This window comes from Leifsonia sp. Root4 (assembly GCF_001425085.1).
GTDB lineage: Bacteria > Actinomycetota > Actinomycetes > Actinomycetales > Microbacteriaceae > Microterricola.
Genome location: NZ_LMDN01000001.1, coordinates 747,043 through 760,898, shown reverse-complemented (window position 1 = coordinate 760,898; position 13,856 = coordinate 747,043). Strand labels below are relative to the sequence as shown.

Sequence of the window (13,856 nt, the reverse complement as noted above, 5' to 3'; positions counted from 1 at the left end):
AACGATAGCGGAGTAGGTTCAGCCGTGCGAGCGCACGACTTCTTCGCGGTGGTGCACGGCGAATGGTTTGAATGGGAAGCCGTTTCAGGCTCCGGAGGAGCGATGCGGCTGTTGCCTTCATCCGCGCAGATTGCTGCGTTGCCGTGGGTAGCGGAATCGGTGGACGATCGTGGTCATCTCGACGTTTCCCATGACGAGATCGAGCGAAGCCTCTATGTCAAGCCACAGTGCACATTTCGGGGTGGCGGGCCGTTTGAGGTTTCGGGCATCAAAGATGCCGACGGTGCCTGGGTACGGCATGCCGTGTCGGCAGGCTCACCCGGGTACCGTGCGTTGATCCGCTATGTCGGTGAGGACTGGGCGTGGGCGGAGCAGTTGGAGGGTTTCGAGGTCTATGACGTGTACAGCGCCATGGGCGACTGTGTCCAGGCGTGGGTTCCCCTGTCGCAGATTTCCGACTATCGCGAGATTGTGGAGGAGCGCCCCATCCCCGGGCGCGGCTAGGAATTCTTGTGAAGTATCTGCAGAAGGCCGTGATGCCGGCGCGCGAGCGTGAGTGGTTGGCGTATGGCGAGGAAGCTGTCTACGGCTTTGTCGTTCAGGCCGAGCATGCCGTGTGGGCGGACACTCCGGAGAAGCTGTTCCGTGTGCACGGTCTGGGCTTTCCGGGTTCGCCGCTCAGCGCCGAGTTGAGTTTTCTTGATGTGATTCGGATTCCGGTGACACCGTTTGTACGGGTCGAGGCCGCCGTCGGCGGCACGACGCCGCAGGAGGCACTCCTGACCGGGGGCGCGTTCGTCGACCACCCGCCGTTCACGGGCAATGGTTTCGTCGGCGGTGTTCCCGAGCACATTGTGCCGTTGTGGTGGTTGGACCCGATCCGTATTCCGGCAGGCGCGGAGCTGTGGCGGGTCTTTGCCGACGCGCATGAGGAGCGCATCGCAACGTACGGGCACGTGGCCTCCGGCTGGTCGGCGGAGGGCGAGCACGCACTGGAGCGGGCTGCGTGGATGCCGCCGTCGGAGATCAACGGCGTGTTCGGCACGTGGCGGGGTGCGCGGGTTCTCGCCGATCCGCTGCCGAACGGTTCGGTCGTCATCGCGTCGGCGGGCGAGCTGCCCGGGCTGCGGCTGACCGAGCGGGGCATCTGGGCGGGCGTCGTCGATCAGGCGGAGGTCGACTCGCTGGTGGGGTTGCGGTTCACCTGCGTCTGGCATGGTTTGCGTTTCCAGATCGTTCGCCGTCTCCTCGGCGAGAACGGCACTCTGCAGGCTCGTCTGGTCTACATTGGGCGCAATGCGCTCAGCGCGGAGGCGGCCGGTTTGCAGAAGACGGATGCCGGCGCTTACGAGGCGACGGCCGCCTGGAGCGAGTTGGGCGAGGTGCAAGGCATCGAGCTTACGCCGGTCGAGTGATGGCCATGTTCGCGGATTCCGGCTGCGAATATTGTCGCGCCTACTGCACAGCGCACATGAATGAGGAGGTCTGGTTTGTCGGGCCCGGTCGGAATCAAGCGGATTTTTACCAGTGTCGCCAGTGTGGCTCGTATTGGGCGGTACCAGTCGGCGCGTATCCGGCCGTCGTTGTGAAAGACGTCGTTGATCGCGAATTGGACCGCCCAGAATGACGAAGATCTCTGCCGATACGGTCGATGCCCGCGCACGGGCCGTCGACGAGTTGTCGAAGATGGAGGCCACCGCCGGCCGGCCGCTTCGCTTCTTCGCGGGGGAGTTCGGCGTGCCCGAGTGTGTTGATCTCGGTGATGCCTGGCTCTTCAATTGGAATTCGGTCGCATACATCGAGGGTGGATCCCCATTCGATCAGGTGCTGATGGGGCCGATCGTGGTTCCGAAGGATGGCGGCGAGGTCGTACTGCTCGGAACCGCTGGAACAACCGAGGAACGTGTGGAGCACTGGAGACGCGCTCGACGGCCCCGCACGGTGCCAGAGGTGAAGCAGCTGACGCTTGCGGATGTCTGGCGCACCCACTTCGCGGGCACGGAAACCAGGGTTACGGCACGCGCCAGCCTGGGCCCCGCTCGCGTGATCGTCGAGGCCATCAACCCCGACGGGTCGCTGCAACTCGTCGGCGATGTGGCGCAGCTCGGCTCACGGGCGATTCGTGCGGCTGACTCCACCTACGCCTACTCGCGTGATCCGTGGGCGCTGGCCGAGGCTCATGCGGAGGAGCTGCACGACATCGTGATGGAGCGCACGAGCACGCGCGCCATCACCCGAACGGATGAGCTGCGCGGCGGCGCATTCACCGTCTACGATTCCAAGCGCTACGCCGTGCTCGACCGCACCGGCCACGTGGTCGATGGCGTGCCCCATGTGCAGCTCACCGCCATGCCGTCTTCCGCGGGGCCTTCCTCCGCTCCGATCTCCGTGCCGCGCGCCGAACTTACGGAGATCGAGCTGGTGACGTCGCGGGCCCGATGGCACGGGCTCGACGTGACCGTGGTCGGGATCAGCGCGGGAATGGCCCACATCACGGCGCCGAAGTCGGCTCCGCTGCGCGACGAACTGGGGCAGATTCGAGCAGGGATCGTGCACAGCGACAATGAGCGCTGTGGCTGGTCTGGTCTCGTGCCGCTGGTTGAGCTTCAGCCGCTCGCGGTGCAGAGCGTGGCCCGGCCACCGGGGCCGGCCGTGGTCAACGGCATGGTTGCCCGAGTGGATGGCGTCTATCTGCATGTCTCGGCATCCGTCGTCGATGGGGCGCGGGAGAGCGATGTCGTCGTCGCGGTGAAGCCCATCGGCGAGCCTGTCACGCCCGACTTCGCCCTCTACCCGCTGCGGGCACTCGCCTCGTCGCGGTTGGAGTGGCGCCGCGTCATCCCGGTGTCGGCCATTGAAAGCCTTGAGTGGGCCGAGACGGTGCTCGGCCACGATGTCGATGCGCACGGCGGCACTGACAACGGCAGCGTGCATGTGAGCGGCGTGAATCTGGATGACTGGGTTCTGTACACAGGCCACACGCAGGTCGCGCTGGACTCGGCCGCGCAAGCGGCGCTCCGGTACCGCAGCGTGCGGCTCGAACCACACGCGTCGGTGTTCGATGAGAGAATTTCCGAGGTGGCGCAGGGGTTCGGGCGCGTGCGCTCCCGACCGATCGCCGCGGCGGTCTGAGATCGTTTCAAGGGGGTACACATGGCTGAGTTGCTGCAGAAAGCACTGCTGCCCGCGCAGAGCGAGGCCATCGTCGAGCTCGGGCGGCAATGCCGCTCCACTCCGACGGCCAAGCCGGGATTCCTGCTGTGGATGAGCGATGGTGAGGTGCACGACATGATCACCGAAGCCGACGGCTACTTCGTTCTGCAGTACGCCACCCGGGGCGCGGCCCCGCAGCCTCTGTTCGCCAGCGAACACCTGGAAGACGTCGCCAAAGCCCTCGTCCTCCGGCTGGGCCCGGATGCGCGCGAGCTCGCCCGAGCGCACCCTCTGCCATTGCCCAGCAAGGAATCCGAGCTGGCCCCTGGCTGTGAACTCTCCCACGATGTCGACGGGCTTCGCTTGAGCTGGACCAGCGGGGGGCGTCTGCATTCAGCCTGGTTGCCCGACAGCCGGTCCGGCCGGATCCGCGCTGTGGAGTACTCGCACATCGCGCAGCTTCCGATCGAAGAGCTCGTACACGCATTTCTGGATGACGTCGCCCTCCGTCCCGGTGGGGCGGACGGCAGACGGTGAAGCCTCGTGATGAGTTCTTCTCCCACGCGGACCGGTACTCGCTCGGAACCGACGAGGAATCTGGACGACGGTTCGCATCGCTGCCGGTGAGCGCTGGGGTCGTCGACTATGAGGAGTACTACGAACTGACCGACGAGCAGTTCGCGCAGCTTCTTGCGGTGCCGACGGACGCGGTGACCTTCATCGAGGAATGCCGTCGCCGCGAGCACGATGACCTGCTCCTGCAGAATCCGGGATGGAACCGGGGCACCCAGGTTTGAGCGGCCCGGCTGTGTGGGAGGCGAAAGGCATGAAGAATGGATGACGAACGCGGCCTGATGGCTGAGCAGGAAGCGCTCGCCGTGGTCGGTCGGCAGCTGTACCGACTCATCCCGGAGGGGGCGCGCGCCGTCGTGTTTCGTGCCGCCGTGCTCTCCGCGGTCATGTCGGCTTCCGCTGTCGCAGAGGCCGAAGACGGATCGACGAGCGCTCTTCGTCTTGGCGGGAAGCTCGACAGCGATGACGTCGACGCCCTGCGAAGCCTCATGTATCGGCCGGGCAGTGGCACGTGGTTCAGCCTGGAGCTGACCGTGACCGCACAACAGAGCATGACATCCAGATTCAATAACGATGACGAACCCGACTTCGGTCTCGGCGGTGTGGACCCGATCGCCTACGTGACGGATCAGGACGCGTTCCCGCGCGATGAGGCGCATCAGCCGGAGTGGTTGAGGCAGAAGCTGGCTGAGGGGCGTGCGCGTCTGGCGGCTCGCGACAAGTGACGATTCCTGCATGGGGTGAAGAGAACATCGCTGCGCTGGGTGCCGTGGCGGCGCGATTCGCGCAGATCGCCGGTCGTTCTCTCGACGAGCTGGGACGGTCGCTCACGCCGCACGACGGCGCACCGCTGTTCGCATGATGCGGTCTGTCGACGATCCGCGCGCACGGGCCGTCGCTGAATTAGGGTCAACGATGGTGAATCTGAGAAGAAGGGTATTCCTGAATGGCCGACAACCACGGGATCAGTGCGGAACGAGACGCGTTCAACAGTGTTGGGGTCGGACTGTACCGGCTCATGCAGAATGGCGACTCGAAGATCGTGTATCTGGCGAGCATGACGGCGCCAGTCACCTACGAGCGCGTACGCGCCTTCAACCCGGATGGCCGCCTTGCCTCCACCGAAGGCCCATTTCGCTCTGTGCGGATTCCTTCCGAGCTTTCAGAGGCGCTCGGTCAGTTGAGAGCCGCGAGCAGCCGCACCGGCACAGGCACGTGGTTCAGTGCGATCATCGCGGTGAATGCCGATGGCAGTGCGTCGGCAGAGTACAACTACGAACGGGAGCCGGAGTGGGATGCCCCGGTGGACCCGATCGCGTACCTGACGGATCACGAAAAGTTCCCTCGCGATGAGGTGCATCAGCCGAAGTGGTTGCAGCAGAAGCTGGCCGAAGGGCGCGCACGTCTGGCGGCTCGCGAGAGGTGATGCTGCCCACGCTATGGGGCACAGGGCCGCCTACCATTGTGAGCTCAGGACAGAGGAAGAGGGACCATGAATTCGGCACGACCGGCGACAGTACTGGAACGAGCAATCGCCCGCGCGCACGCGGGCACGCTCGCCGCCCCGATCGTCCTCTGGACGCTGGCCGCCAGCGAGCTGCTCATCGTCAACCGGGATGCTTCAGATAACGGGGCCATGCCGGCGGATCCCGTGCTGCTGCACAGCGACAAGGGCACCTTCCTCGCGCTGTTCAGTCACAGCGACCAGGCGGCTGCCTATCTGACGGAGGGGCACGCGGCGGTCGCCATGGCCGGCCTGCAGTTGCTCCGGCGCTTGCCCGACGGCGTCGGCATCGTGATGAATCCAGGTTCGCGGCTGGGCTTCGAGGTGCCGGCCGACGGCGTGCAGGCCTTCGTCCGTGACCTGATTGGCGACGTCAGCGGTAGCTGATGCGCTGCAGGCGCCCGGTGGCGACGAGGTCGCGGATGCCGGTGTAGTCGTCGGCGAGGGTGAAGCGCAGACCGCCGCCCGGCTGGCCGAACCACGGCTGGGCCAGCTCGGCGCGCACCAGGATGTCGCCAGTCGAGAGGAAGCGGTGGATCTCTGCACCCTCGAGCGCGGTCGGCGGCAGCGAGCGCTGCCCGGCCGAGGTGTTCAGCGGGTAGAGGATGACGCCATCGAGGCAGCCGACCCGGTCGAGCGGCAGTCCGGCCGGCAGCTGGATGAGCAGCGATGAGCCGGGCTCCGCGAGCCGCTGCATGAGCTCGATGTAGTGCTCGCCGACCTTCTGGATCAGCTCGAACACCTGCTCCGGCGTGTACTCGACCGTGGCGGGCAGCGGCTGGTCGAGGTAGGCGAGGAGGCGCTCCTCGGCGTGCTCGGGGGAGTCGGCGGTGACGAGCGGGTACGTCCGGCCGTAGTCGATCGTGGCGACGACGGGGCCGCGCGGCCCGGCCGCGATTGTCAGCGCACCCTCAAGTGGCGTGCCGGAATCTCCGGGCAATTTCACAGCGCGCGGATTGATGCCGCGTGCGTTCAGCTGGGCCCGGAGATTTTCTACCATGGTGAACACGCTAGCCGACGCGTCTCGGGCCGGCATCCCGCCCCGCATTGCCAGCCATTGCACAGCTCTCGCCATTTGACCGCAGCGACACGGGAAGGTAATATTTCGTGGGTGTGCGCTTCGTCGTGCGCATGGTCCCTGCCCGAAAGGCGGAGCCCAGGCGCCTGAGGCACACACGCGGGAACCCTGAATTCGGGTTACCCCCACGGCATATCCACCATCCAAAAGCACTGCTACTCAGCGGCGCCGGTGGGTCCAGATGAACTCGACACACACTCCCAGACGCAAGTCAGGAAGAGCGTGTCGAATGCTAATCACCAGGCTGTCACCGTGCAGCACAAATAAGGAGCTCAGTAGTGCCAACGATTCAGCAGTTGGTCCGCAAGGGACGTACGCCGAAGGTCACCAAGACCAAGGCCCCCGCCCTGAAGGCCAACCCCCAGCAGCGTGGTGTTTGCACCCGTGTTTACACCACCACCCCGAAGAAGCCGAACTCCGCGCTCCGCAAGGTCGCTCGTGTCAAGCTCTCCAACGGCACCGAAGTAACCGCCTACATCCCCGGTGAGGGCCACAACCTCCAGGAGCACTCGATGGTGCTCGTTCGCGGTGGTCGTGTCAAGGACCTCCCCGGTGTGCGCTACAAGATTGTTCGCGGCGCGCTCGACACTCAGGCAGTTAAGAATCGTAAGCAGGCTCGCAGCCGCTACGGAGCGAAGATGGACAAGAAGTAATGCCTCGTAAAGGACCAGCACCCAAGCGCCCCGTCGTAGCAGACCCGGTATACGGCGCCCCCATCGTCAGCCAGCTCGTCAACAAGATTCTTCTTGATGGCAAGAAGGGCCTCGCCGAGCGCATCGTGTACGACGCACTCGAAGGCGTTGCAGCCAAGAACGGCCAGGACGCCGTTGTCACGCTGAAGAAGGCCCTCGACAACGTGCGCCCGACCCTCGAGGTCCGTTCGCGCCGCGTCGGTGGTTCCACCTACCAGGTCCCGGTCGAGGTCAAGCCTCACCGCGCCAACACCCTGGCTCTCCGCTGGCTCACCAGCTACGCCAAGGCTCGTCGCGAGAAGACCATGACCGAGCGCCTCACCAACGAGATTCTCGACGCGAGCAACGGCCTCGGTGCCGCTGTCAAGCGTCGCGAAGACACGCACAAGATGGCCGAGTCGAACAAGGCCTTCGCACACTACCGCTGGTAGTAGTCGCTTGTCGGATGCCGCAGGCTCACGCCTGCGGCATCCGAGAGCCTCGTTCGACCCCACCACAAACAAAACTTTCGGAGGAAATCCGTGGCACAAGACGTGCTCACCGACCTGAGTAAGGTCCGCAACATCGGCATCATGGCTCACATCGATGCCGGTAAGACCACCACGACAGAGCGCATTCTGTTCTACACGGGTGTGAACCACAAGATCGGTGAGACCCACGACGGTGCCTCGACGACCGACTGGATGGAGCAGGAGAAGGAACGTGGCATCACGATCACTTCTGCTGCCGTGACCTGCTACTGGAACAAGAACCAGGTCAACATCATCGACACCCCCGGCCACGTCGACTTCACGGTCGAGGTCGAGCGTTCGCTTCGCGTGCTCGATGGCGCCGTTGCCGTCTTCGACGGCAAGGAGGGCGTTGAGCCCCAGTCCGAGACCGTGTGGCGTCAGGCTGACAAGTACAACGTTCCCCGCATCTGCTTCGTCAACAAGATGGACAAGCTGGGCGCTGACTTCTACTTCACCGTCGACACCATCATCAAGCGCCTCGGCGCCAAGCCGCTGGTCATCCAGCTGCCGATCGGTTCCGAGTCCGGCTTCGAGGGCGTTGTCGACCTCGTCGAGATGCGCGCACTCACCTGGCGCGGAGACGCCAAGGGTGACGTCCAGATGGGCGCCAAGTACGAGATCGAAGAGATCCCGGCCGACCTCGTTGAGAAGGCTGCTGAGTACCGCACCCTCCTGCTCGAGACCGTTGCTGAGACCGACGACGCACTGATGGAGCGCTACTTCGGTGGCGAAGAGCTCACCGTCGCCGAGATCAAGGGCGCGATCCGCAAGCTCACGGTCAACAGCGAGATCTACCCGGTTCTCTGTGGCTCTGCCTTCAAGAACCGCGGTGTTCAGCCGATGCTCGACGCCGTCATCGACTACCTCCCGTCGCCGCTCGACGTGCCGGCCATCGAGGCCCACGACGCTCGCGACCTCGAGAAGGTCGTCATGCGCCACGCCGACGCGACCGAGCCCTTCACGGCTCTCGCGTTCAAGGTTGCCGTTCACCCGTTCTTCGGTCGTCTGACCTACGTGCGCGTGTACTCCGGTCGCCTCGACTCCGGTGCCCAGGTCATCAACTCGACCAAGGGCAAGAAGGAGCGCATCGGCAAGATCTTCCAGATGCACGCCAACAAGGAGATCCCCGTTGACTCGGTGACCGCCGGCAACATCTACGCCGTGATCGGCCTCAAGGACACCACCACGGGTGACACGCTGTGTGACCCGAACAACCAGGTTGTCCTCGAGTCGATGACCTTCCCCGAGCCCGTCATTGAGGTCGCTATTGAGCCCAAGACCAAGGCTGACCAGGAGAAGCTCGGCACCGCGATCCAGAAGCTCGCCGAAGAAGACCCGACGTTCCGCACGGAGCAGAACCAGGAGACCGGTCAGACGGTCATCAAGGGCATGGGCGAGCTCCACCTCGATATCCTCGTTGACCGCATGAAGCGCGAGTTCAACGTTGAGGCCAACGTCGGTAAGCCGCAGGTTGCTTACCGCGAGACCATCAAGCGGGCTGTCGAGAAGCACGACTACACCCACAAGAAGCAGACCGGTGGCTCGGGTCAGTTCGCCAAGATCCAGTTCGGCCTCGAGCCGATGGAGGTCACGGCCGACAAGATCTACGAGTTCGACAACAAGGTCACCGGTGGCCGCATCCCTCGCGAGTACATCCCCTCGGTTGATGCGGGCTTCAAGGACGCCATGCAGTACGGCATCCTCGCTGGGTACCCGTTGGTCGGCGTCAAGGCGATTCTGCTTGATGGCGCTGCCCACGACGTCGACTCCTCGGAGATGGCGTTCAAGATTGCCGGCTCGATGGGCTTCAAGGAAGCCGCTCGGAAGGCAAACCCGGTTCTGCTCGAGCCGCTCATGGCCGTCGAGGTGCGCACCCCTGAGGAATACATGGGTGATGTCATCGGCGACCTGAACTCGCGTCGCGGTCAGATCCAGTCCATGGAGGACGCAAGCGGTGTGAAGGTTATTCGCGCCAATGTTCCGCTGTCGGAGATGTTCGGTTACATCGGTGACCTGCGGTCGAAGACCTCTGGTCGCGCCGTGTACTCGATGACCTTCGAGAGCTACGCCGAGGTCCCGAAGGCTGTTGCCGACGAGATCGTGGCAAAGAACAAGGGCGAATAGCCCCTGTTAGTGCGAGCCGCCCGGTTCGCGTAACATAACAAAACAATCACCGTAGAGAACCGGTCGCAATCCAGCGACCGGGGCTTCTACTCAAGTCCTGAGGAGGACCCCAGTGGCTAAGGCCAAGTTCGAGCGGACCAAGCCGCACGTCAACATCGGAACGATCGGTCACGTCGACCACGGCAAGACCACGCTCACCGCAGCGATCTCGAAGGTTCTGGCGGACAAGTTCCCGTCTGCAACCAACGTTCAGCGCGACTTCGCGTCGATCGACTCCGCTCCCGAGGAGCGCCAGCGCGGCATCACGATCAACATCTCGCACGTTGAGTACGAGACCCCGAAGCGCCACTACGCGCACGTTGACGCCCCGGGTCACGCTGACTACATCAAGAACATGATCACCGGTGCTGCCCAGATGGACGGCGCGATCCTCGTGGTTGCCGCTACCGACGGCCCGATGGCTCAGACCCGTGAGCACGTTCTTCTCGCCAAGCAGGTCGGCGTGCCGTACCTCATGGTCGCGCTGAACAAGTCCGACATGGTTGACGACGAAGAGATCCTTGAGCTCGTTGAGCTCGAGGTTCGCGAGCTCCTCTCCAGCCAGGGCTTCGATGGCGACGAGGCTCCCGTCGTTCGCGTCTCGGGCCTCAAGGCTCTCGAGGGCGACGAGAAGTGGGTTGACTCCATCGTTGAGCTCATGGCTGCTGCCGACGAGCACATCCCTGACCCCGTGCGTGACCGCGACAAGCCGTTCCTCATGCCCGTTGAGGACGTCTTCACGATCACCGGTCGTGGAACGGTCGTCACCGGCCGCGCCGAGCGTGGCACGCTCGCTATCAACTCCGAGGTTGAGATCGTCGGCATCCGCCCGACCGTCAAGACCACGGTCACTGGTATCGAGATGTTCCACAAGCAGCTCGACGAGGCATGGGCCGGCGAGAACTGTGGTCTTCTTCTTCGTGGCACCAAGCGCGAAGACGTCGAGCGCGGCCAGGTCATCGTCAAGCCGGGTTCGGTTACGCCGCACACCGACTTCGAGGGCACCGCCTACATCCTTTCCAAGGATGAGGGTGGCCGTCACAACCCGTTCTACGCGAACTACCGCCCGCAGTTCTACTTCCGTACCACCGACGTCACCGGCGTCATCACGCTGCCCGAGGGCACCGAGATGGTCATGCCCGGCGACACCACCGACATGACGGTCACGCTGATCCAGCCGATCGCCATGGAAGAGGGCCTCGGCTTCGCCATCCGTGAGGGTGGCCGCACCGTTGGCGCCGGCACGGTTGTCAAGATCATCAAGTAGTTTCAACTACTGATCTCTGAAGGGGTCGAGCCTTATGGCTCGGCCCCTTCAGGCTTTAACGGCTCCGTTGGTTGAGCACCAGCTCGGTTGCCTGAGCACCAGCTCCGTTGGTTGAGCCTGCGCCGCCCCGAGCCTGTCGAAGGGTCGAAACCCCTCAGTGCGCGGGGTGGCCGTTGACGGTCGTGCTGACGTCGATGCTGCCGACAACGCTCCGGCCCACTGTGCACGCGCGATCGATCGACTTGCCGATGATTGTGCGCAGCGTGGCGACATCCGACTCGTCCAGGCCGTCGAGCTCGAGCAGGATCTCCTCCGCGATGGCACGGTACCGCTCCTCGTTGGGGTCGGCGACGCCATGCGCCCACACGGTGGCACGGTAGTCATCACCCAGCCGCCGAGCGGTGACGCGATCGGAGCTCATGCCGGCGCAACCGGCCAGGGCCAGCTTCAAGAGCTCTCCTGGCGTGAAGTGGCCCGCCAGCTCCGCCGGTCCGATCAGCACCTCACTCCCGCGCGCGTTGCGGCCGATGTAGCTGCGCGGGCCCGTACGGGTCGCGCTCACGCTGCCCGGTCCTGCGTGGGTGGACGGTGTTGGCTGTGGTGCGATTTCGCTCATCATTCATTGTGGCCCGCCCTCGCCGGAAACCGCCACAGCTCTTGCAGGTGTCAGCGCGCTGACACCACAATGAGGGTGGGCGTGCCGCTCGGCTCGCGCGCAGTGACCAGAGGGGCAACACATGGGTATCGAAGATCTGACCAACCAGGCCAAGGATTTCCTGAAGAGCGAGCACGCTGAAGGCATCAGCGACCAGCTGCTCGACGGGGCGGCCGGCCTCGCCAACAAGGTCACTGGCGACAAGTTCGCTGAGCACGTCGACACCGCGCGTGACGCGGCAGACGGAGCCGTCGGCAACGAGTAGGGGTTTCTTGGGCAGATGCCCGAAGGGAAGCGGGTCGGGCAGTCGCCCGGCCCGCTTTTCATGCCTGGGCTGCCGGCTTCGCTACAGTGTGAATGGAGGTCGGAATGACGGATGCAGTGCGCTCACCACTCGACAAGCGGAGTGCGGATCGGCTCTATCTGCCAGCCCTGTTGCTGCTCACCCTTGCCACGGGCGTCGTCGACGCGGTCAGCTACCTCGCGCTGGACCGGGTCTTCACCGGCAACATGACCGGCAACGTGCTCTTCATCGGCTTCGCGCTCACGGGGGAGGGCGGCATCCCGCTGCTGAACAACCTCATCGCGCTGCTCGGCTTCCTGGTCGGCGCCTTCGTCGCCGCTCGCATCCTGCGCCGGCGCAGCCACGACTCCCGGCTGCCGACCGCGAACCTCGTCGTTCTGCTCGGCGGAGCCGTGCTCACCCTCGCCCTGGCCGGCTTCTGGCTCGCCGTCGGCACGCTGGACGAGGCCACGCTGGTGCCCGTGACCGCGGTGCTCGCGATTGTGATGGGTGCGCAGGCGGCGAGCGTGCGGGCGACGGGCATCTCGGATGTCAGCACGATCGTGGTCACGAGTACCCTCGCCAATCTCGCGATCGACAGTCACCTCGCCGGCGGCACGGGCGACAAGTGGCGCCGCCGCGTGCTCGCCGTCGTGGCGATGGGCGGGGGAGGCGCACTCGGCGCGCTCATCATCCGCGCCACCGACCACGGAGCCGTGCCGCTGTTCGTCGCGGGAGCGGTCATGCTCGGCTGCGTCGCGCTGTTGCACTTCGCCCGTCGGCGCGAGGCGGCCTCGCTCGCGGCAACGCGGTAGAAGCGACAGTTTCGCGCCCCGACTGTCTGGCGCGGGTGCGTGGTTTCTACCGCGCTCAACGCCCGATGAGCCGTGGCGCACGCTCCGGCACGACGCCGATGCGAGCGAGCCGAGCCGACAACCGCACCGTGCTCATGCCGAGCTCGTAGTCCCAGCGGGTGAACGCACGAGCCTCGCGGCGCAAGGCGTCCTCACGGAGCTTCTCCGCGTAGACGATGTCGCGCGGATCCCGCGCTCCGAGCAGACGGGGGTCTGTGTACTTGCCCCGGCCGTCAGATTCACCGATTGCATCGACATGAGGCCAGTAGAAGTCGCTGTCGTAGTGCTCGCCGTCGATCACCCAATGATGCTGGAGCTCCGGCTGTGGCACTCCGATCCGCGCCATGGTGACCCGGCTGTTCGATTCGCTCACCGACTCGGCGCGTCCGTCACCGAAGTCGAGGAGTCCACGTGCGCGAGCCGATCGCTGGAACGGCAGCATGCGCTCGAATGTCTCGTCGAGCTCGGCCCTCGTGATCGCAGGGCGGCCGCCGAAGCGGGGAACGTGGAGGGCCGCATCGATGCTCGCCACCGCGGTGAAAGCGGAGGCGCTGCGCGCGAGGTCGATAAGCGTTCGCGCGAGGCCGGTGAGCACCAGCCCGTCGCGCTCGACAATGTCGGCGCCATCGAGCTCGGCGGCATGACGAATGCGATCCGGCGTCGACCTCCCGCCGGCTCTGGGACTGATCAGCTGATGCACCTCCGTGGGCCAGCGGCCGACGACTGGCAGCCCGTGTATGACAGCTGCTGAGGCGTGCGACAGCACTGGGACCTGTCCGCTCGTGCGCGCGACGCCGAGCACGAGGGCTTGGTAACGCTCGGTGGCGCTGAGTTCGTCCCAAACCGTGCGCCTCGCATAGAGGCCGCGTCGTAGCCTGATCAGCCGTCCGGCTGCGACTTCTCGAGCAAGCTGGCCGCGCACAGCACCGAGCGCGTTGTACTCAGCTGCGAGGAGAAGCGCGGGCGCAATGCGAAGGAGGTCGAGGGACTGAGCGCTCAATGCGGTCTTCATGTCGCCATCCTGAGCCCTCGCGCCGCCGAGGCGCCCGCGAACGTCGAAGCTGTGCAGAGCAGCCGGGGATGCCCAGCCTGTGCACAACAGCCGCGCGCACAATGGGCGAA

Annotated in this window: 18 protein-coding genes; 15 read left to right on the top strand and 3 right to left on the bottom strand. The window is 65.0% G+C overall.

Translation table 11 applies throughout. From position 1 onward, the window contains the following. The first annotated feature begins 24 nt into the window (after positions 1 to 24). The 9 genes from ASC66_RS03600 (at position 25) to ASC66_RS03565 (ending at position 5,617) form a co-directional block, all read left to right on the top strand. Positions 25 to 504, top strand: coding sequence for a hypothetical protein (locus ASC66_RS03600; protein WP_157509617.1), 480 nt, complete (start codon positions 25 to 27; stop codon positions 502 to 504). 8 nt (positions 505 to 512) lie between these two features. Continuing rightward, positions 513 to 1,415: a hypothetical protein gene (locus ASC66_RS03595; RefSeq protein ID WP_055834710.1), complete on the top strand. Its 903-nt coding sequence runs from the start codon at positions 513 to 515 to the stop codon at positions 1,413 to 1,415. Between the two features lie 208 nt (positions 1,416 to 1,623). Beyond that, positions 1,624 to 3,132: a YrhB domain-containing protein gene (locus ASC66_RS03590; protein ID WP_055834707.1), complete on the top strand. Its 1,509-nt coding sequence runs from the start codon at positions 1,624 to 1,626 to the stop codon at positions 3,130 to 3,132. Between the two features lie 21 nt (positions 3,133 to 3,153). Then, a complete protein-coding gene (locus ASC66_RS03585) occupies positions 3,154 to 3,690 on the top strand; it encodes an Imm61 family immunity protein (RefSeq protein ID WP_055834706.1) in 537 nt (178 codons plus the stop codon). After that, positions 3,687 to 3,950, top strand: a complete 264-nt coding sequence (locus ASC66_RS03580) for a hypothetical protein (RefSeq protein WP_055834703.1) — start codon at positions 3,687 to 3,689, stop codon at positions 3,948 to 3,950. The genes ASC66_RS03585 and ASC66_RS03580 overlap by 4 nt, the downstream gene beginning before the upstream one ends. 36 nt (positions 3,951 to 3,986) lie before the next feature. Beyond that, positions 3,987 to 4,451, top strand: a complete 465-nt coding sequence (locus ASC66_RS03575) for a hypothetical protein (RefSeq protein ID WP_055834701.1) — start codon at positions 3,987 to 3,989, stop codon at positions 4,449 to 4,451. Further along, positions 4,448 to 4,588, top strand: a complete 141-nt coding sequence (locus ASC66_RS18005) for a hypothetical protein (protein WP_157509616.1) — start codon at positions 4,448 to 4,450, stop codon at positions 4,586 to 4,588. Before ASC66_RS03575 ends, ASC66_RS18005 begins: the two co-directional genes overlap by 4 nt. Positions 4,589 to 4,672: 84 nt before the next feature. After that, the gene (locus tag ASC66_RS03570) at positions 4,673 to 5,152 is read left to right on the top strand and encodes a hypothetical protein (RefSeq protein WP_055834699.1); all 480 of its coding nucleotides are present in this window, start codon (positions 4,673 to 4,675) and stop codon (positions 5,150 to 5,152) included. Between the two features lie 66 nt (positions 5,153 to 5,218). Further along, entirely contained in the window at positions 5,219 to 5,617 is a 399-nt protein-coding gene (locus ASC66_RS03565) for an SseB family protein (RefSeq protein WP_055834697.1), read from the top strand. Here the strand turns inward: ASC66_RS03565 and ASC66_RS03560 are convergent. After that, the gene (locus ASC66_RS03560; protein ID WP_162243466.1) at positions 5,604 to 6,230 is read right to left on the bottom strand and encodes a TNT domain-containing protein; all 627 of its coding nucleotides are present in this window, start codon (positions 6,228 to 6,230) and stop codon (positions 5,604 to 5,606) included. The two genes, ASC66_RS03565 and ASC66_RS03560, sit on opposite strands and share 14 nt — an antisense overlap. Positions 6,231 to 6,586: 356 nt before the next feature. Between ASC66_RS03560 and rpsL the strand changes: the two genes are divergently transcribed. The 4 genes from rpsL (at position 6,587) to tuf (ending at position 10,942) form a co-directional block, all read left to right on the top strand. After that, entirely contained in the window at positions 6,587 to 6,961 is a 375-nt protein-coding gene (gene rpsL / locus ASC66_RS03555; protein ID WP_047405383.1) for a 30S ribosomal protein S12, read from the top strand. Then, entirely contained in the window at positions 6,961 to 7,431 is a 471-nt protein-coding gene (rpsG, locus tag ASC66_RS03550) for a 30S ribosomal protein S7 (protein WP_047405385.1), read from the top strand. Before rpsL ends, rpsG begins: the two co-directional genes overlap by 1 nt. 90 nt (positions 7,432 to 7,521) lie before the next feature. Further along, a complete protein-coding gene (gene fusA / locus ASC66_RS03545; RefSeq protein WP_055834692.1) occupies positions 7,522 to 9,636 on the top strand; it encodes an elongation factor G in 2,115 nt (704 codons plus the stop codon). A 112-nt stretch (positions 9,637 to 9,748) separates the two neighbouring features. Beyond that, positions 9,749 to 10,942 carry an elongation factor Tu gene (tuf, locus tag ASC66_RS03540; RefSeq protein WP_055834689.1) on the top strand — a complete coding sequence of 398 codons (1,194 nt, stop codon included), beginning with the start codon at positions 9,749 to 9,751 and terminating at the stop codon, positions 10,940 to 10,942. Positions 10,943 to 11,096: 154 nt separating this feature from the next. Here the strand turns inward: tuf and ASC66_RS03535 are convergent, their stop codons facing one another. Beyond that, positions 11,097 to 11,504: an OsmC family protein gene (locus ASC66_RS03535; protein ID WP_055836288.1), complete on the bottom strand. Its 408-nt coding sequence runs from the start codon at positions 11,502 to 11,504 to the stop codon at positions 11,097 to 11,099. 175 nt (positions 11,505 to 11,679) lie between these two features. Here ASC66_RS03535 and ASC66_RS03530 point away from each other — a divergent pair, with 175 nt between their 5' ends. Continuing rightward, the gene (locus ASC66_RS03530) at positions 11,680 to 11,862 is read left to right on the top strand and encodes an antitoxin (protein ID WP_055834686.1); all 183 of its coding nucleotides are present in this window, start codon (positions 11,680 to 11,682) and stop codon (positions 11,860 to 11,862) included. Between the two features lie 104 nt (positions 11,863 to 11,966). Beyond that, positions 11,967 to 12,695, top strand: coding sequence for a YoaK family protein (locus tag ASC66_RS03525; protein ID WP_055834682.1), 729 nt, complete (start codon positions 11,967 to 11,969; stop codon positions 12,693 to 12,695). Positions 12,696 to 12,750: 55 nt separating this feature from the next. Here the strand turns inward: ASC66_RS03525 and ASC66_RS03520 are convergent, their stop codons facing one another. Further along, positions 12,751 to 13,746: a hypothetical protein gene (locus ASC66_RS03520; RefSeq protein ID WP_055834679.1), complete on the bottom strand. Its 996-nt coding sequence runs from the start codon at positions 13,744 to 13,746 to the stop codon at positions 12,751 to 12,753. Positions 13,747 to 13,856 lie beyond the last annotated feature (110 nt).

Excerpts from the sequence above, each read along its gene's own strand:
- ASC66_RS03590 (WP_055834707.1), top strand. The coding sequence starts at position 1,624 with ATGACGAAGATCTCTGCCGATACGGTCGATGCCCGCGCACGGGCCGTC.
- ASC66_RS03585 (WP_055834706.1), top strand. The coding sequence starts at position 3,154 with ATGGCTGAGTTGCTGCAGAAAGCACTGCTGCCCGCGCAGAGCGAGGCC.
- ASC66_RS03575 (WP_055834701.1), top strand. The coding sequence starts at position 3,987 with ATGGATGACGAACGCGGCCTGATGGCTGAGCAGGAAGCGCTCGCCGTG.
- ASC66_RS03570 (WP_055834699.1), top strand. The coding sequence starts at position 4,673 with ATGGCCGACAACCACGGGATCAGTGCGGAACGAGACGCGTTCAACAGT.
- ASC66_RS03565 (WP_055834697.1), top strand. The coding sequence starts at position 5,219 with ATGAATTCGGCACGACCGGCGACAGTACTGGAACGAGCAATCGCCCGC.
- ASC66_RS03560 (WP_162243466.1), bottom strand. The coding sequence starts at position 6,230 with ATGGTAGAAAATCTCCGGGCCCAGCTGAACGCACGCGGCATCAATCCG.
- rpsG (WP_047405385.1), top strand. The coding sequence starts at position 6,961 with ATGCCTCGTAAAGGACCAGCACCCAAGCGCCCCGTCGTAGCAGACCCG.
- ASC66_RS03530 (WP_055834686.1), top strand. The coding sequence starts at position 11,680 with ATGGGTATCGAAGATCTGACCAACCAGGCCAAGGATTTCCTGAAGAGC.
- ASC66_RS03525 (WP_055834682.1), top strand. The coding sequence starts at position 11,967 with ATGACGGATGCAGTGCGCTCACCACTCGACAAGCGGAGTGCGGATCGG.
- ASC66_RS03520 (WP_055834679.1), bottom strand. The coding sequence starts at position 13,746 with ATGAAGACCGCATTGAGCGCTCAGTCCCTCGACCTCCTTCGCATTGCG.